The sequence below is a fragment of the Ruegeria sp. BHSB196 genome, from assembly GCF_059613135.1.
Genome location: NZ_JBXWRY010000020.1, coordinates 61,361 through 77,792, shown reverse-complemented (window position 1 = coordinate 77,792; position 16,432 = coordinate 61,361). Strand labels below are relative to the sequence as shown.

Genomic DNA, 16,432 nt, shown 5'->3' with positions numbered 1-16,432 from the left:
TTCTGCAGGGTTTCCAGCCGGTCCTTGGAGGCCGCGTCATCCTCGCGCTTGAGCGCCTCTTCCTCGATCTGCATCTGCAGGATCTGGCGGTCGAGCTGGTCGAGTTCCTCGGGCTTGCTGTCCACCTCCATGCGCAGGCGCGAGGCGGCCTCGTCCACCAGGTCGATGGCCTTGTCGGGCAGGAACCGGTCGGTGATGTAGCGGTGGCTGAGCGTCGCCGCCGAGACCAGCGCCGAGTCGGAAATGCGCACCCCGTGGTGGAGTTCGTATTTCTCCTTGATGCCGCGCAGGATCGACACCGTGTCCTCGACCGTGGGTTCCTGCACCAGAACCGGCTGGAACCGGCGGGCCAGGGCCGCGTCCTTTTCGACGTATTTGCGGTATTCGTCCAGCGTGGTGGCACCGATACAGTGCAACTCGCCGCGCGCCAGAGCCGGCTTGATCAGGTTGGCGGCATCCATCGCGCCTTCGGACTTGCCGGCGCCCACCAGCGTGTGCATCTCGTCGATGAACAGGATGATTTCGCCGGCGGCGGCGGTGATCTCGTTCAGGACGGCCTTGAGCCGCTCCTCGAACTCGCCGCGGTATTTCGCGCCGGCGATCAGCGCGCCCATGTCGAGCGCCAGCAGCTTCTTGTCCTGCAGCGATTCCGGCACGTCGCCGTTGACGATGCGCAGGGCCATGCCCTCGGCGATCGCGGTCTTGCCGACGCCGGGTTCCCCGATCAGGACCGGGTTGTTCTTGGTGCGCCGCGACAGCACCTGCATCGAGCGGCGGATTTCCTCGTCGCGGCCGATGATCGGGTCGATCTTGCCTTCGGCGGCGGCCTCGGTCAGGTCGCGGGCATATTTCTTGAGCGCGTCATAGCCTTCTTCGGCGCTCGCCGTGTCGGCGGTGCGGCCCTTGCGGATGTCGTTGATCGCCTCGTTCAGCTTCTGGGCGGAGACCGCGCCGGCCTCCAGCGCCTCGCGGGCCTTGGATTTGACCATGCAGAGCGCCATCAGCACCCGCTCGACCGGAACAAAGCTGTCGCCGGCCTTCTTGGCGATCTTTTCGGCCTCGTCCAGCACCTTGGCGGTCTGGCCGTCCAGATAGATCTGGCCGGCATCGCCGCTGACCTTGGGCATCTTCGACAACGCCGCATCCAGCGCCTCGACCACGCGGGCGGGCGAGCCGCCGGCGCGTTGGATCAGGTTGCTGGCCAGCCCCTGATCGTCGTCCATCAATGCCTTGAGAATATGTTCCGGGGCCAGTCTCTGATGCCCCTCGCGCAATGCGATCGTCTGCGCTGCCTGCACGAATCCCCGTGCCCGCTCGGTGAACTTGTTCAAGTCCATCTTTCTCTCCTTTTCCAAGCGCCCAAGTGTCTGCGCCCGCCAGGCGGCACGCTTCGGTCTGGGCCTCGCATTCAATCTGGGGAATGCCGCACCGGCTTCAAGAGGCCAAGCCCGCAAAACCGATCGAATTTCCGCAAATCCGCCATTACCGGCGCGGCACGGTAAAGACGGTGTAGCCGCCGGTTTCGGTCACGACACGGGCGCCGGTCGTCGCCACCAGCGATTCGGCGGCGGCGCTGCCGGTCGGGCAGGACACCAGATCTGCCGCGTCATCCAGATAGTTGCGGGTGAAGTCGGTTTCGCCGGTCAGCTGGCAGGGATCGTCGGCCGAGCGATACCCGCGCACCAGCCGCAGGTTGTCGTTGTCGGGCGCGGGAATCACCGCGTCGGTGGAGGCCGGGGTTTCGGGATCGGGTGCGGTTTCGCATCCCAGCAGCAGCATCCCGGTCAGCAGCGCAGCGAGTTTCTTCATGTCTGGTCCCTCGAACAGGTTTGGCGTTTCGACTGCCGCCCACCCTAGCACGGAATGGCGGCGGTTCGGAGCGGCGCCGGGAAAATGCGCGCGGCCATGGACAGGCCGGGCTGGAGCCGCTAGGACGCAGGCGTTTACCCAAGGGAGCGCGCCATGCCCGATGACCGTCTGATCGTTGCCCTCGACGTGCCGACCGCGCTGGAGGGGCTTGCCCTGGCGCAGCGGCTGGGCGACAGCGTTTCGTTCTACAAGATCGGCCTGGGGATGCTGACCGGGGGCGGTCTGGCGCTGGCCAACGAGCTGAAGCAGGATCACGGCAAGCGCATCTTTCTGGACATGAAGCTGTTCGACATCGGCAACACGGTCGAAAACGCCGTGCGCGGTCTGGCGCAGTTCGATCTGGATTTCCTGACCGTGCATGGCGATCCGCATGTGGTGCGCGCCGCCAAGGAGGGCGCGGCGGGCAAGGATCTGAAGATCCTGGCGGTGACGATCCTGACCTCGCTCAACCGCGACGATCTGGATGCGGGGCTGATGAAGGCGGGGGACGTGCAGGACATGGTGGTGGAACGCGCCGCCCGCGCGTTCGAGGCCGGGGCGGACGGAGTCATCGCCAGCCCGCAGGAGGCGGCCCGGATCCGCGCGCTGCCGCTGGCCGAGGGCCGGTTGATCGTGACCCCCGGCGTGCGTCCCGCGGGCGCCGATCTGGGCGACCAGAAGCGGGTCGCCACCCCGGCCCGCGCCATCGCCGACGGGGCCGATCACATCGTCGTGGGCCGCCCGATCTATCGCGCGGACGACCCCAGGACGGCGGCCGAGGCGGTTCTGGCCGAGTTGAAGGCGCTGCGCGTGCATTGACGCGGCGATGCGCCCAACCGGTGCGATCCGCATCAGCTGTGGAGCGTAACCGTCTGGGGCGGTGCGAAATTCGCCGAACACCCCGCGAAAACGCCCCTGTGCCCGCAAAAACACATTCAATCTTCAAGTTCCCAGCCGGAGCAGTCGGGGCTGTCGCAACGTCAGGTTTTGGGCGAGTCTGAACGCGAGACACTCCCCGACGGACCTTTTTCTTCCTGTGGTTCGTTACCTTCCCCCCCGCCCGAAGTCGCGGGGGGTTTTCTTGAGCACCGGATGGATACGCACGCACGCCGGGGGCTGTGATCGGCCGGACGGGGTGGTATAGTCCGGGCCGAAGACCCCGACCCAAGCAAGCAGGAAAGCGCGGATGCCCGGCCTGTGTCGTGATTGCCTGTCCCGCTTCGAAGACGCGCGGCGCTGCCCGGATTGCGGCAGTCCCCGGGTCACGCGGCATCCCGAACTGTTCGATCTGACCATCGCGCATATGGATTGCGACGCATTCTATGCCTCGGTGGAAAAGCGCGACAATCCCGAACTGGCGGACAAGCCGGTGATCATCGGCGGCGGCAGGCGCGGGGTGGTCTCGACCGCTTGCTATGTCGCGCGCATCCGCGGCGTGCGCTCGGCCATGCCGATGTTCAAGGCGCTGCAGCTCTGCCCCGATGCGGTGGTGATCAAGCCGCGCATGTCGGTCTATGCCGAGGTGTCCCGGCAGATCCGGGCGATGATGGACGCGCTGACCCCCGCGGTCGAGCCGCTGTCGCTGGACGAGGCGTTCATGGACCTGTCGGGCACCCAGCGGCTGCACGGCGCGCCGCCGGCGGTGATGCTGGCACGGCTGGTCAGGCGGATGAAGGACGAGCTGGGGCTGACTGGTTCGATCGGCCTGAGCCACAACAAGTTCCTGGCCAAGGTCGCCTCGGACCTCGACAAGCCGCGCGGGTTTTCGGTGATCGGCAAGGCCGAGACGGCGGATTTCCTGCGGGACAAGCCGGTGCGCCTGATCTGGGGGATCGGACCGGCGGCGCAGGAGTCGCTGGAGCGCGCCGGCATCCGCACCTTCGCGGATCTGCTGCGCTGGGATCAGGAGGCGCTGACCGCCCGGTTCGGGGCGATGGGCCATCGCCTGTGGCATCTGGCGCGCGGCCAGGACAAACGCCGGGTCTCGCCCCACGAACCGATGAAATCGATCAGCAACGAGACCACGTTCTTCGAGGATACCGCCGATCCCGACATTCTGGACGGCCATCTGTGGCGCATGGCCGAAAAGGTCGCGGACCGGGCCAAGGCCAAGGGTCTGGCGGGCCGGGTGGTGACGCTGAAGCTGAAGAAGGCCGATCACCGGATCCTGACGCGCCGGGTGTCGCTGCGGGACGCCACCCAGATGGCCGACCGCATCTACCGCACCGCGCGGGGCCTGTTCGACCAGCTGGGCGACCGCGGCCCCTATCGGTTGCTGGGATGCGGCCTGTCGGACCTGTGCGATGCCGCTCAGGCGGACATGTCGGGCGACCTGCTGGACCCGGGCGCGGCGCGGCGGTCGGGGGCCGAGCGGGCCGCCGACGAGATCAGGCGCCGCTTCGGCTCGGATGCGATCCTGAAGGGCCGGGCGCTGCGGTAGCGCCGACGGGGCTTTTCCTACTCGGCCGCCACCGGCATCGCCTCGCGGCCGATGGCGGCGATCTCGGCGATGACGCCGCGCAGCCGCTCGCGGAAGGCGCGGTAGTTCCGGTTCGGAACGATCTGCTTTTCGTCGATGTAGATCGACCGGTCGATCTCGATCTGGACCGCGTGCTGGTGGCGCGACGGGCGGCCGTAGGTCTGGGTCACGTAGGCGCCGGCAAAGGGCGTGTTGCGCGCCACGTTGAATCCGGCGGCGGCAAAGGCGGCCTCGATCCGTTCGACCACCTCGCCCGAGGCCGAGGCGCCGAACCGGTCGCCCAGCACGATCTCGGGACGCCCCGCGCGCTTGCGGTCGAGGCCTGCAACCGCCTCGTGCGGCATGGAATGGCAATCGACCAGGATCGCCTGGCCGAACAGACGGTGCGATTCGTCCAGAAGCGACTGCAGCCGCGCGTGATAGGGCCGCCAGAAGGCGTCGATCCGGTGGCGCGCCTCGTTCATCGAAAGCTTGCCGCGATAGATCGCCCGCCCGTTCGACACCACCCGCGGAATCACCCCCAGACCCGAGGCCACGCGCGGGTTGTGCCCGAACTGCCGGGCGCCTTCGATCAGGGCCGGATCCAGCTCGTCGGCATTGCGGTTGAGATCCAGAAAGGCGCGCGGCACCGCCCCCGAAATCAGCGGCGCGCCGTGATCGACCGCGGGCGCGAACAGAAGGTCCACGAAGGCATCTTCCGAGGAGCGAATCGCGTGCCGGCTGAGGACCGTGCGCCGCAGCATCTCGGGCGGATAGCTGCGGCCGCTGTGCGGCGAGGCGAACACGACGCAGGATGTGCGGTGCGCGGGGGTGCTCAGATGATAGGCGACGTTCTGCATGCTCACTCCTTGTCAGGGAGGAACATAGACCGGAATTTTGTTCGGCCAAAGCCCTTGATCCCCCCGACGACTCCTTTTATAGACCCCGCTACCGGCGCGGGGTTCCGCGCCCCATTTCGTTTTGGGGCGGCTCCGCACGGCATTCATGGGCGGTTAGCTCAGCGGTAGAGCACTACGTTGACATCGTAGGGGTCACTGGTTCGATCCCAGTACCGCCCACCATGAATTCACTGTTTCGCGCGTCGAAACACCCGCTAACCCAGGCGCTGGCCCGCGCCGCAGGAATTGGAGACAGGCCATGAAGGTCAGAAACTCGCTCCGCTCGCTGAAGAACCGGCACCGCGACTGCCGGATCGTGCGTCGCAAAGGCCGCGTCTATGTGATCAACAAGACGCAGCGCAAGTTCAAAGCCCGTCAGGGCTGAGACCCCCGCAATCCGCGTTTCGCAAGCCGCGCCTTCGGGCGCGGTTTCTTTTTTGCCCCGCACCCTCCTTCACCATCCACCGAAAGTCACTTGTGCGCCTTCGGCGCGCTCTTTTTCTTTTTTTTGTTGAGGGACGCTGTCCCTCAAACTCCCTGGGGTATTTGAAACCAGAAAGAAGCCAAAACCCAGCTTCTTTCTGGTCCGAAATACCCCGGGGTGAATTGCCCACAGGGCAAGAGGGGCAGCGCCCCTCAGGAACAGTCGGGTCAAGCGGCCGCGCGGTCGGACGGGGCGCGCGCGGACCAAAAGGCATGCCTCGGTGATCCGGGCGTGCTATCCTGCCGGTGCAGCGGCGGAGCGGGGACGGCATGTCGGATCGGGGCGTCAGTGTATTGGTCGGCACGACCAAGGGTGCGTTCATCGTGCAGGGGGACGCGGCGCGGTCGGGCTGGACGGTGAGAGGCCCGTTCTGCGACGGCTGGCCGATCAACCACGCGATCGGGGATGCCGCGACCGGCACGCTCTGGGCCGGGGGCGGCGGCGACTGGTTCGGGTCCGGCGTGTGGCGGTCGGACGATGGCGGCGAGACCTGGACGCTCACCAGGCTGACCAGGGGCGAGATGGACGACTGGGCCGCCAACGATCCCGGCTTTGCCGAGATGATCGGGTGGACCGGCGATCCGCTGCCGTTTGAAGACCGGTTCTCGCAGATCTGGTCGCTGTGTCATGCGGACGGGACGCTTTATGCCGGAACCAAACCGGCGCGGTTGCTGGCCAGCCGGGATGGCGGCGCGACGTGGGAAACGGTCGAGGGGCTGACCGACCATCCCTCGGCCCCGGACTGGAACCCAGGCGGTGCCGGGCTGGTGCTGCACACCATCCTGGCGGATCCCGGGGACGGGCGGAAGCTGTGGGTCGGCATCTCGGCGGCGGGGGTCTTTGCCTCGGAGGATGGCGGCGCAAGCTGGGAGCGGCGCAACCGCCTGTCGAATGCCGACGGGTGCGGGCAGCACGATCATCCGGCGGCGCCGCGGGACGGCGAGATCGGGCATTGCGTGCACAACATGGTGCAGGCGCCGGGCGCGCCGGACCTGCTCTATCAGCAGAACCACCACGGCGTGTGGCGCTCGGCCGATGGCGGGCGGAGTTGGGAGGACATCACCGCAGGGCTGCCCTCGACCTTCGGGTTTCCGATCCATGTGCATCCGCGCGATCCCGAGACCATCTGGACCCTGCCGCTGAACGGCGACAGCATCGGGCGCTATCCGCCCGATGCGGCGGCGGCCGTCTGGCGGTCGCGCGACGGCGGGCGGTCGTGGCAGGCCCACCGGGAGGGGCTGCCGCAGGAGGGGTGTTTCTTCACCGTGCTGCGCCAGGCCATGGCGGGCGATGCGCGCGATCCGACGGGCATCTATTTCGGCACCAACAGCGGATCGGTCTTTGCCAGCACCGACGAGGGCGAGAGCTGGACCGAGATCGCGCGGCACCTGCCCACCATCCTGGCGGTGGAGGTGCTGGACCGGGCGTGACGGTCCGCGACATTTTTGGACAGGCGGCAGGAGCGCGCGATGACCGGAAAGCCCAACATCATTCTGATCCTGGTCGATGACATGGGGTTCGCCGATCTCGGCTGCACCGGGTCCGAGATCCGCACGCCCAATATCGACGCGCTGGCGCGGGACGGCGTGTTGCTGACCGCCATGTACAACTGCGCCCGCTGCTGCCCCACGCGCGCGTCGCTGCTGACCGGCCTCTATCCGCACAACGCCGGCATCGGCCATATGGGCGCCGATCTGGGCGAGCCGGCCTATCGGGGTTTTCTGCGCAACGACAGCGCCACCATCGCCGAACATCTGCGCGCCGCCGGATACCGGACCTGCATGAGCGGCAAATGGCATGTGGGCGGCGACTTCATGGCGCGCGAGGTGGACAGCTGGCGCGTCGGCGATGTGGACCACCCCACCCCGCGCCAGCGCGGCTTTGACCGGTTCTACGGGATCGTGGACGGGGTCACGCATTTCTTTTCGCCGCATTTCATGCTGGAGGACGATGACCGCGTCGAGACCTTTCCCGACGATTTCTATTTCACCGACGCGATCACCGACAAGGCGATCGGCATGGTGGAGGAAGCCGTGGCGCTGGAGCGGCCCTTTTTCCTGTATCTCGCCCATGCCGCGCCGCATTGGCCGCTGCATGCCCATCCCGAGGATATCGCCCGCTATGACGGCGTGTACGACCGGGGCTGGGATGCCATCCGCACCGCCCGACATGAGACGATGAACGCGATGGAGCTGTTCCAGACCAACTGGCGGATCAGCCCGCGCGATCCGGATGTGCGGCCCTGGGCCGAAGAGACCCATCGCGACTGGGAGGCGCGCAAGATGGCGACCTATGCGGCGATGGTGGACCGGATGGATCAGTCCGTCGGCACGCTGGTCGCGGCCCTGAAGCGGCTAGGCCAGTTCGAGAACACGCTGATCCTGTTTCTCAGCGACAACGGCGGCTGCGCCGAGTTCATGGCCGAGGATGGCTGGGCCAAGTTCTTTCCCGACACCACCCGAGACGGGCGGCGGATCACCATGGGCAACCGCCCGGATGTGATGCCGGGGGATGCGCTGACCTATCAGAGCTATGACAAGCCCTGGGCCAATGTTTCGAACGCGCCGTTCCGGCTGTTCAAGCACTATGTGCACGAGGGCGGCATCTCGACCCCGCTGATCGCGCATTGGCCGGGCCGGGTCGGCGCGTCCAAGCCGGTGCATGCGGCGTGCCATGTCGTCGATGTTCTGCCGACGATCCTGGAGGCGGCGGGCGCGCCCTATCTGAAGGAACTGGGAGGCCATGCGGTGCAACCCGGACAGGGCGAGAGCCTGATGGATCTGCTGTGCGGCCAGCCCTGGGCGCGGGAGCAGCCGATCTTTTTCGAGCATGAAGGCAATGCCGCCATCCGGCTGGGCCGGTTCAAGCTGGTGCGCCTGCATGGCCGGGACTGGGAGCTTTACGACATCGAGGCCGACCGGACCGAATTGAACGACCTGATCCGGGGCGAGCCCGACCGCGCGCGCGCCCTGATCCGGCAATACGAGGATTGGGCCGACAAGGCCGGCGTCATGGATTGGACCGTCGCCCTGCCCCGCCTTCTGGCCGCCTGGGAGATGGACAACGCCGAGGGCTGAGCGGTGCGGCGTTTTTTCCGAGTAATTCTGTCAGAAAAGCTTGCATCCGGTGTGGAATCGTATAATTGAGCAAATCAGTCGGGTTAAGGCCCGTTGCATCAGACCAGTAGGGACACACCATGCAGAACACTTCTTCCCTTGTTGCTGCCGCATTGACGGCCATCGTCGCCACCTCGGCCGCGGCCGAGGGCGAGCTGAACCTCTATTCCTCGCGCCACTATGACACGGACGAGCGCCTCTATACCGATTTCGAGGCGGCCACCGGCATCAAGATCAACCGCATCGAAGGCAAGGCCGACGAGCTGATCGCGCGGATGGAAGCCGAAGGGGCGAATTCGCCCGCCGACGTGCTGTTGACCGTGGACACTTCGCGCCTGGCGCGGGCAAAGAATGCGGGCCTTTTGCAGCCGGTCGAAAGCGCGGTTCTGGAAGAGCGCATTCCGGCGAACCTGCAGGACGACGACAACACCTGGTTCGGGTTCTCGCAGCGCGCGCGCATCATCTTTTTCGACAAGGCCGATGTCGCCAACCCGCCGGCGAGCTATCTGGACCTGGCCGATCCGGCCTATGAGGGGCTGGTCTGCATCCGGTCCTCGACCAACACCTACAACCAGACGCTGCTGGCCTCGATCATCACCCATCACGGCGCCGAGAAGGCCAAGCAATGGGCCGAGGGCGTGGTCGCCAACATGGCGCGCGAGCCGCAGGGCGGCGACACCGACCAGCTGCGCGGCATCGTCTCGGGCGAGTGCGAGATCGCGGTGTCGAACTCCTATTACTACGCCCGCGCCCTGCGCAAGGACGTCAAGGGGCTGAGCGCCGAGATCGACATGATCGGCATCCAGTTCCCGGCGCAGGACGCCGAAGGCGCGCATATGAACCTGTCGGGCGCCGGCATCGCGGCCAATGCGCCGAACAAGGAGAACGCGGTCAAGTTCCTGGAATATCTGGCGGGCGATCAGGCGCAGGTCTATTTCTCGAACGGAAATGACGAATACCCGGCCGTGCAGGGCGTGGACCTGGCCGAGAACGTCGCCGTGCTGGGCGAATTCAAGGCCGATGAGGTGAACCTGTCGGAAGTCGCCAAGAACATTCCCGAGGCGCAGAAGATCTTCAACGAGGTCGGCTGGAAGTAACGCTGCACAAAAATCGGGCAGGATCGGGCGCAGGGGCAGACCCCTGCGCCTTTTCGTTTGATTTTCCATCTTGGTCCCTTCAGTTTTTCATAATCGGGAATCATTTTCGGATGTGAGAGATGCTGGACGACCTGTCCGCCCGCCTAGCGGAAAGGCTGAAGGAACTGCGCCTGGATCGGGGCTGGTCGCTGGACCGGCTGGCCGCCGAAAGCGGGCTGAGCCGGGCGACGCTGTCGCGGATGGAGCATGGCGAGGTCAGTCCGACCGCGGAAAGCCTCGGCCGGTTGTGCGCCGCCTATGGCCTGCCGATGTCGCGGCTGCTGATGATGGTCGAGGACAGCTTCGCCCCCAAGGTGCCGCGCGACCGGCAGGCAGAATGGACCGATCCGGCGACGGGGTACACGCGCCGGGCCGTGTCGCCCCCGGCGGCCGGTCTGAGCGGCGAGGTGCTGGAATGTCACCTGCCGCCGGAAACGGCGATCGCCTATGACGCGCCGCCGAGGCCGGGGCAGGAGCATCATCTGGTGATGCTGGAGGGGGAACTGACCCTGACGCTGGACGGCATCCCGCATCGCCTGGGTGCCGGCGACTGCCTGCGCTATCACCTGGCCGGCCCCAACCGGTTCGAGACCGGGGCGGAGAGCGGCGCGCGCTATCTGCTGGTGCTGATATGATCGCCCGGCTGGACAGCGCCGCGCTGCCCGGCGTGCTGGCGGATCTGTCGGGCCTGCTGCACGCCTGCGTGCATGGGGGTGCGAGCGTCGGGTTCATCCTGCCCTTCGCCGAGCCGGAGGCGCGCGCCTATTGGCAGGATCGGGTGTTCCCGGCGGTCCGCCCCGGCGCGCTGGAGCTGTTCGTGGCGCGCGGCGATGGGCGGGTTCTGGGCACGGTGCAACTGGCCATGGCGACGATGCCGAACCAGCCGCACCGGGCGGATGTGGCCAAGCTGCTGGTGCATCCCGAGGCGCGGCGGCGGGGCCTGGGCCGGGCACTGATGACGGCGCTGGAGGACCGGGCGCGGACGCTGGGCAAGACGCTGCTGGTGCTCGACACCCGCAGTTCCGACCCGGCCCTGCGGCTGTACCGGAGCCTCGGATACCGGATCGCGGGCGAGATCCCCAACTATTGCCGCAACCCGTTCGCGGAGGTCTATGAGCCCACCACCTACATGTACAAGGGGCTGGCGTGATCGCGGTGCTGATCCTGGCGGTGGTGGTCGGGGGCGCCCTGATCGCGGCGCAGGGGCCGATCTATGCCCGCATGGCGGCGATTCTGGGCAGCCCGGTGCAGGCGGCGATGCTGGCCTTTGCGCTGGGGGCGGCGGCGCTGTGCCTGCTGCTGGCGGCGCTCGGCGGCCCGCTGCCTCGGCGGCAGGACATGGCGGCGGTGCCGCTCTGGGTCTGGGCCGGGGGCCTGATCGGGGTCTATGTGGTGCTCACCTCGATCCTCGCGGTGCCACGGCTGGGTGTCGCCTCCTACATGGTCTGCGTGATCCTGGGGCAACTGGCGGCGGGCTATGCCTATGACCGGTTCGGCCTGTTCGGGCTGGCCGCGCGCGAGTTCACCGCCGCGAACCTGATCGGCCTGGCGATGGTCGCCGTCGGGTCGGGGCTGGTGATCTGGCGCTGACGGGGCGGGCGTCAGAAAGCGCCCTGCGTGACCTCCCTGACACACGCAGAGCGCCTCTCCTCCGCGGGGTCGGACCCCTTGCGGGAGGATCTTTCGGGATCGTTCTGGGTCAATCCCCGTATGTCGCCAGCCGGGTCGCGTCGGGCAGATGCGGCGCCTGCGCCGTCACGGTCGGCGTGACGACTTCCGCCTCGGCATTGGCGCTGTGATCGGCCGCAGTGCCCCCGGCCTGTGCGATCGTGGTCACGCCGACGGCGGTTGCCACGATCAAGGCGATGAATTTCGCGTTCGCTTTCATGTGCCCCTCCTGCTTTGTCGCAGCGTGATGCGTGTCGCCCGCCTCAGATGACGACCTGGGCTGACCGGCGCATGGCGGGCGGATTAACTTTTCTTAATGCGGCGCCTCCGGAGGGAGATCCCGGGCCGTAGAGGTGCGGCCGTGCGGAATTCCGCCGGTCCTCACCCGTTGATGAAGCGGTGAATGGCCGTCCGGGCCAGCGGCGGAACCGCATCGGCCGTGCGCATGGCGCCGCGCAGCGCCGCGCGCAGGACCGGGTTGGAGGAGAGCAGCGCCTTGCGCATCCGTTCGGTGATGTCGATGACATGCCGTCCCTCGCGGCGGCGCGCGGCGCCGTAGCCCGACAGATCGCCGCGGGTGATGCGTCGGGCCAGATCGACGGCATCCGCGATCCCCAGGTTCATGCCGCGGCCCCCGGCCGGAGAATGGCAATGCGCGGCATCGCCGGCCAGGCAGACCCGTCCGACGCGGTATTCCGGCACCTGGCGGATCGCGATCCGGAACGCGCCGGAACGGCGGATCCGCTCGACCGGCATGGGCACCGGCAACGCCGCCAGCGCATCGGGCGTGTTCGAGACGATGCGGAAGCGGGCCGGCTCCATCGGCGCCACGATGACCACGCGCCCGGGGTCGAGCAGATAGCCCTGGAATGCGCCCGGGTCGGGCCAGCCGGGGCTGTCCACATCGGCGATAGACCAAACCTCGTCCAGATCGTAGCCGGGAAACGGCAGGCCGAGCAGGTCGCGGACCGTCGAATGCACCCCGTCGGCGCCGATCACGTAGTCGTATCGCCGGCTTGCCCCTCCGAATTCGGCATCCACGCCCGCCGCCGTCTGCGCGAGCCCGGTCAGCGGCGTGCCGTAACGGACCTGTCCGCCGTAGCGGGCGAAGGCCTGGGCCAGGTGGTGTTCGGTCCGGTCCTGCGCCAGACCGTAAAGTCGGCTGCGGTCATCGAAGTTGAGCGGCAGGCGCGCGATCCGGCGGGCGCCGACATGGATGTTGAACGCGGAGAAGGCCACCGCCTCGTGCACCAGCGCCGGTCCGGCGCCCGAGGCGGCGAGCAGGTCGATGGTGTGGCCGTTGATGCCCACGGCGCGGCTGAACCCGGAGGGCTCATGTCGTTTGTCGATGACGGTGGCCTCGGCCCCCTGACGGGCGAGTTCGACGGCTGCGGACAGTCCGGTGGGTCCGGCCCCCACCACAAGCACGGACAACATCGGACCTCCTTTCCGTTGGCGTTCCGAACACCGTTTCATGCCTTGACCGGGCGATCAAGCAAACTGGTGCCACACCGGGTCCGGCTGTATTTTCCGCGCACAGGCGAGATTGCGCTTGGACGAATCGAGCCGCTCCCGTAAACGGCGGCGCACATCTTTCGGCTCGGGACCACGGGGGCTTGGTTGGTTGAAACACGCATCTGATGCACCGCATTCCGTCTATGGCGTGGAGAAATGGGGCAAGGGCCTCGTCGAGGTGACAGAGGATGGCGAGATCGGCCTGCGCAACCCGCTTGCGCCCGACGCCGCCGCCATCAGCCTGCCCGGCATCCTGCACGACCTGGATCAGCGCGGCATCCGCGCGCCGATGATCCTGCGGATCAGTTCCTATCTGGAAAACGAGATCGCCCATATCAACGACAGCTTCGCCGCCGCCATCGCGCGCACGGGGTACCGGGGCCGCTATCGCGGCGTGTTCCCGATCAAGGTGAACCAGCAGGCGCAGGTGGTCGATCGCATCGTCGCGTTCGGCCACCAATACGGCTACGGGCTGGAGGCCGGCTCGAAGCCGGAACTGGTGATCGCGCTGGCGCACCGGCTGGCCAAGGAGGCGCTGATCGTGTGCAACGGCGTCAAGGATGCCGAATTCATCCGCCTGGCCATTCTCAGCCGCAAGATCGGGTTCAACACGGTGATCGTGCTGGAAAGCCCGAAAGAGGCCGATACGGTGATCGCGGTCCACGAGGAACTGGGGATCGAACCGCTGCTGGGCGTGCGAGTGAAGCTGACCAACCAGATCGGCGGCAAGTGGCAGGAAAGCTCGGGCGACCGGTCCACCTTTGGCATGAATACCGATCAACTGGTCGCGGTGGTGGACAAGCTGCGCGAGGCGGGCCTGCTGCATTGCCTCAAGCTGCAGCATTCGCATCTGGGCAGCCAGGTGCCCGACGTGAACGACGTGCGCCGCGCCGTGGGCGAGGCCTGCCGCTACTACACCGAACTGACCCGCGAGGGCGTCCCGCTGACGCATCTGGACCTGGGCGGCGGCATGGGCGTGGACTACACCGGCGAAAAGAAGGCCGCCGAGAACTCGATCAACTACACGGTCGAGGAATACTGCGCCAATGTGGTGGAAACCGTGGCCTATGCCATGGACGAGGCCGGGGTGGACCACCCCACGCTGGTCACCGAAAGCGGCCGGGCGGTGGTGGCCACCTCGTCGATGCTGGTGTTCAACGTGCTGGAAAGCACGCTCTATGACGCGCCCGACGGCCCCGAGGTGGACCCCGACGATCACCACATGGTGTCCGATCTGGCGGCCGTGCACGGCTATCTCAGCCGCGATCGCCTGCAGGAGTGCTGGAACGACGCCACCTTCTATCGCAACGAGCTGCGCGCCCTGTTCCGCCGCGGCTTCGTGGACCTGCGCCAGATGGCCCGGGCCGAGCGGATCTATCTGTCGCTGATGGCGCGGATCAAGGCGCTGGCCGCCTCGGACGAGGCCGAGACCGACGTGGACGACCAGCTCGAGAAGCTTGCCGACATCTATCACTGCAATTTCTCGCTGTTCCAGTCGCTGCCCGATGTCTGGGCGATCGACCAGCTGCACCCGATCGTGCCGCTGCAGATGCTGAACCGGACCCCCGACCGCCGCGCGGTGCTGTCGGACATCACCTGCGACAGCGACGGCAAGATCGACCGGTTCATCCTGGCCGACGGCGTCGCGCCCAGCCTGCCGGTGCACACCTTGCCGGAGGACGAGGAATACTACATGGGCGTGTTCTTCGTCGGCGCCTATCAGGAAACGCTGGGAGATCTGCACAACCTGTTCGGCGATACCAACGTCGTCACCATCGACCTGCGGGCCGATGGCGGGTTCGACCTGCTGCACGAGCAGGAGGGCGACACCATTTCGGAAGTCATGGCCTATGTCGAGTTCGATCCCAACGACTGCGTCGCCGCCTTCCGCAAGATGGTGGACGAGGCGATCTCGACGGGTACTCTGAAGGCCAAGGACCGCAAGACCCTGATGAGCGCCTATCGCGACTCGATCAACGGCTACACCTATTACGAATGACCCCGGCGAGAGGAGAATTTCCCATGGGCAAGACTTTGGTTGTGGGCGCCGGTGGCGTCAGCCACGCCGCCGTGCACAAGATGGCGATGAATTCCGACATCTTCACCGAAATCACCCTGGCCAGCCGCACCAAGGCGAAATGCGATGCCATCGCAAAGTCGGTCAAGGAACGCACCGGCGTCGACATCAGGACCGCCGAGCTTGACGCCTACGAGGTCGCCGACACGGTCAGGCTCATCAAGGAGACCGGGGCCGAGATCCTGGTGAACCTGGCCCTGCCCTATCAGGATCTGGTGCTGATGGATGCCTGCCTCGAGGCCGGCTGCCACTACCTCGACACCGCCAACTACGAGCCCGAGGACGAGGCCAAGTTCGAATACCACTGGCAATGGGCCTATCAGGACAGGTTCAAGCAGGCCGGCCTGACCGCCATCCTGGGCTCGGGCTTCGATCCGGGCGTGACCAGCGTTTTCGCCAAATGGCTCAAGACACACAAGCTGGACACGATCCGCCAGATCGACGTGCTGGACGCCAATGGCGGCCAGAACGATCAGGAATTCGCCACCAACTTCAACCCCGAGATCAACCTGCGCGAGGTTCTGGCCGACGCCCGCCACTGGGAAGGCGGCGAGTGGAAGGTGACGCCGGCCATGACCCACAAGGTCGAGTTCGACTTCCCCGGCATCGGACCCAAGAACATGTACCTGATGTATCACGAGGAGCTGGAGTCGCTCTCGACCCACTTCCCCGAGATCGAGCGCGCCCGGTTCTGGATGACCTTCGGCGATGCCTACATCACCCATGCCAAGGTGCTGCAGAATGTCGGCATGACCCGGATCGACCCGGTGGTGCACAACGGGGTCGAGATCATCCCGATCCAGTTCCTGAAAACCCTGCTGCCCGATCCCGGCGATCTGGGTGCCGAGACCAAGGGCAAGGCCTGCATCGGCGACATCGCCACCGGTCAGGCCAAGGACGGCTCGGGCGAGAAGACCTATTACATCTACAACATCTGCGATCACGAGGAATGCTACCGCGAGGTCGGCAGCCAGGCCGTCAGCTACACCACAGGCGTTCCGGCGATGATCGGCGCGGCGCAGGTGCTGAAAGGCAACTGGCGCCAGCCGGGCGTCTGGAACATGGAGCAGCTCGACCCGGATGATTTCATGGACATGCTGAACAAGCACGGCCTGCCCTGGCAGGTCCACGAACTCGACGGCCCGGTCGAGTTCTGATCCACCACAGACTTCATCTTGCCAGAAATACTCCGGGGGTCCGGGGGCAGCGCCCCCGGCCTTCGCCACAAGCG

General features: G+C 66.7%; 16 protein-coding genes and 1 tRNA gene. 12 read left to right on the top strand and 5 right to left on the bottom strand.

Annotated features, from left to right (window positions below):
* The coding region (locus AC2FNJ_RS11675) for a Clp protease N-terminal domain-containing protein (protein WP_496764409.1) at window positions 1-1,337 on the bottom strand (1,337 nt) is incomplete at its 3' end.
* Between the two features lie 145 nt (window positions 1,338-1,482).
* Complete coding sequence (locus AC2FNJ_RS11670; protein WP_496764408.1) at window positions 1,483-1,809, bottom strand: hypothetical protein; 327 nt, start codon at window positions 1,807-1,809, stop codon at window positions 1,483-1,485.
* A gap of 153 nt (window positions 1,810-1,962) precedes the next feature.
* Here AC2FNJ_RS11670 and pyrF point away from each other — a divergent pair, with 153 nt between their 5' ends.
* Both pyrF and AC2FNJ_RS11660 read left to right on the top strand, forming a co-directional pair.
* Window positions 1,963-2,667 (top strand): orotidine-5'-phosphate decarboxylase, encoded by a 705-nt coding sequence (pyrF, locus tag AC2FNJ_RS11665; protein WP_496764407.1) that lies wholly within the window; start codon window positions 1,963-1,965, stop codon window positions 2,665-2,667.
* A 367-nt stretch (window positions 2,668-3,034) separates the two neighbouring features.
* A complete protein-coding gene (locus tag AC2FNJ_RS11660; RefSeq protein WP_496764406.1) occupies window positions 3,035-4,288 on the top strand; it encodes a DNA polymerase IV in 1,254 nt (417 codons plus the stop codon).
* A gap of 17 nt (window positions 4,289-4,305) precedes the next feature.
* On the opposite strand, the gene AC2FNJ_RS11655 is transcribed toward AC2FNJ_RS11660, so the two are convergent.
* The gene (locus AC2FNJ_RS11655) at window positions 4,306-5,166 is read right to left on the bottom strand and encodes an N-formylglutamate amidohydrolase (protein ID WP_496764405.1); all 861 of its coding nucleotides are present in this window, start codon (window positions 5,164-5,166) and stop codon (window positions 4,306-4,308) included.
* A gap of 147 nt (window positions 5,167-5,313) precedes the next feature.
* Here AC2FNJ_RS11655 and AC2FNJ_RS11650 point away from each other — a divergent pair.
* The 8 genes from AC2FNJ_RS11650 to AC2FNJ_RS11615 all read left to right on the top strand — a co-directional run bounded on the left by AC2FNJ_RS11650 (window position 5,314) and on the right by AC2FNJ_RS11615 (window position 11,531).
* Window positions 5,314-5,388, top strand: a tRNA-Val gene (locus tag AC2FNJ_RS11650).
* Window positions 5,389-5,464: 76 nt separating this feature from the next.
* On the top strand, window positions 5,465-5,590 hold the full coding sequence (gene ykgO, locus AC2FNJ_RS11645) for a type B 50S ribosomal protein L36 (RefSeq protein ID WP_085868787.1): 126 nt from the start codon (window positions 5,465-5,467) through the stop codon (window positions 5,588-5,590).
* Between the two features lie 368 nt (window positions 5,591-5,958).
* On the top strand, window positions 5,959-7,119 hold the full coding sequence (locus AC2FNJ_RS11640) for a WD40/YVTN/BNR-like repeat-containing protein (protein ID WP_496764404.1): 1,161 nt from the start codon (window positions 5,959-5,961) through the stop codon (window positions 7,117-7,119).
* A 39-nt stretch (window positions 7,120-7,158) separates the two neighbouring features.
* The gene (locus AC2FNJ_RS11635) at window positions 7,159-8,766 is read left to right on the top strand and encodes an arylsulfatase (protein ID WP_496764403.1); all 1,608 of its coding nucleotides are present in this window, start codon (window positions 7,159-7,161) and stop codon (window positions 8,764-8,766) included.
* 119 nt (window positions 8,767-8,885) lie between these two features.
* Window positions 8,886-9,902, top strand: coding sequence for an extracellular solute-binding protein (locus AC2FNJ_RS11630; protein ID WP_496764402.1), 1,017 nt, complete (start codon window positions 8,886-8,888; stop codon window positions 9,900-9,902).
* 119 nt (window positions 9,903-10,021) lie between these two features.
* Window positions 10,022-10,576 carry a helix-turn-helix domain-containing protein gene (locus AC2FNJ_RS11625; protein WP_496764401.1) on the top strand — a complete coding sequence of 185 codons (555 nt, stop codon included), beginning with the start codon at window positions 10,022-10,024 and terminating at the stop codon, window positions 10,574-10,576.
* Window positions 10,573-11,091, top strand: a complete 519-nt coding sequence (locus AC2FNJ_RS11620; protein ID WP_496764400.1) for a GNAT family N-acetyltransferase — start codon at window positions 10,573-10,575, stop codon at window positions 11,089-11,091. The genes AC2FNJ_RS11625 and AC2FNJ_RS11620 overlap by 4 nt, the downstream gene beginning before the upstream one ends.
* Window positions 11,088-11,531: a DMT family transporter gene (locus AC2FNJ_RS11615; protein WP_496764399.1), complete on the top strand. Its 444-nt coding sequence runs from the start codon at window positions 11,088-11,090 to the stop codon at window positions 11,529-11,531. Before AC2FNJ_RS11620 ends, AC2FNJ_RS11615 begins: the two co-directional genes overlap by 4 nt.
* A 109-nt stretch (window positions 11,532-11,640) precedes the next feature.
* Here AC2FNJ_RS11615 and AC2FNJ_RS11610 read toward each other — a convergent pair whose 3' ends face one another.
* Together AC2FNJ_RS11610 and AC2FNJ_RS11605 are read right to left on the bottom strand one after the other, a co-directional pair.
* Complete coding sequence (locus AC2FNJ_RS11610; protein ID WP_496764398.1) at window positions 11,641-11,829, bottom strand: hypothetical protein; 189 nt, start codon at window positions 11,827-11,829, stop codon at window positions 11,641-11,643.
* Window positions 11,830-11,990: 161 nt separating this feature from the next.
* Window positions 11,991-13,046 (bottom strand): FAD-dependent oxidoreductase, encoded by a 1,056-nt coding sequence (locus tag AC2FNJ_RS11605; RefSeq protein WP_496764397.1) that lies wholly within the window; start codon window positions 13,044-13,046, stop codon window positions 11,991-11,993.
* A 187-nt stretch (window positions 13,047-13,233) separates the two neighbouring features.
* On the opposite strand from AC2FNJ_RS11605, the gene speA reads away from it, so the two are divergent.
* Both speA and AC2FNJ_RS11595 read left to right on the top strand, forming a co-directional pair.
* Complete coding sequence (speA, locus tag AC2FNJ_RS11600; RefSeq protein ID WP_496764396.1) at window positions 13,234-15,123, top strand: biosynthetic arginine decarboxylase; 1,890 nt, start codon at window positions 13,234-13,236, stop codon at window positions 15,121-15,123.
* Between the two features lie 23 nt (window positions 15,124-15,146).
* A complete protein-coding gene (locus AC2FNJ_RS11595; RefSeq protein WP_496764395.1) occupies window positions 15,147-16,358 on the top strand; it encodes a saccharopine dehydrogenase family protein in 1,212 nt (403 codons plus the stop codon).
* Window positions 16,359-16,432 lie beyond the last annotated feature (74 nt).

Bases quoted from the DNA above. Each gene is read 5' to 3' on its own strand.
- ykgO (WP_085868787.1), top strand. From the start codon at position 5,465: ATGAAGGTCAGAAACTCGCTCCGCTCGCTGAAGAACCGGCACCGCGAC.
- AC2FNJ_RS11670 (WP_496764408.1), bottom strand. From the start codon at position 1,809: ATGAAGAAACTCGCTGCGCTGCTGACCGGGATGCTGCTGCTGGGATGC.
- AC2FNJ_RS11630 (WP_496764402.1), top strand. From the start codon at position 8,886: ATGCAGAACACTTCTTCCCTTGTTGCTGCCGCATTGACGGCCATCGTC.
- AC2FNJ_RS11610 (WP_496764398.1), bottom strand. From the start codon at position 11,829: ATGAAAGCGAACGCGAAATTCATCGCCTTGATCGTGGCAACCGCCGTC.
- pyrF (WP_496764407.1), top strand. From the start codon at position 1,963: ATGCCCGATGACCGTCTGATCGTTGCCCTCGACGTGCCGACCGCGCTG.
- AC2FNJ_RS11655 (WP_496764405.1), bottom strand. From the start codon at position 5,166: ATGCAGAACGTCGCCTATCATCTGAGCACCCCCGCGCACCGCACATCC.
- AC2FNJ_RS11640 (WP_496764404.1), top strand. From the start codon at position 5,959: ATGTCGGATCGGGGCGTCAGTGTATTGGTCGGCACGACCAAGGGTGCG.
- AC2FNJ_RS11635 (WP_496764403.1), top strand. From the start codon at position 7,159: ATGACCGGAAAGCCCAACATCATTCTGATCCTGGTCGATGACATGGGG.
- AC2FNJ_RS11595 (WP_496764395.1), top strand. From the start codon at position 15,147: ATGGGCAAGACTTTGGTTGTGGGCGCCGGTGGCGTCAGCCACGCCGCC.
- AC2FNJ_RS11605 (WP_496764397.1), bottom strand. From the start codon at position 13,046: ATGTTGTCCGTGCTTGTGGTGGGGGCCGGACCCACCGGACTGTCCGCA.
- AC2FNJ_RS11660 (WP_496764406.1), top strand. From the start codon at position 3,035: ATGCCCGGCCTGTGTCGTGATTGCCTGTCCCGCTTCGAAGACGCGCGG.
- AC2FNJ_RS11620 (WP_496764400.1), top strand. From the start codon at position 10,573: ATGATCGCCCGGCTGGACAGCGCCGCGCTGCCCGGCGTGCTGGCGGAT.
- AC2FNJ_RS11625 (WP_496764401.1), top strand. From the start codon at position 10,022: ATGCTGGACGACCTGTCCGCCCGCCTAGCGGAAAGGCTGAAGGAACTG.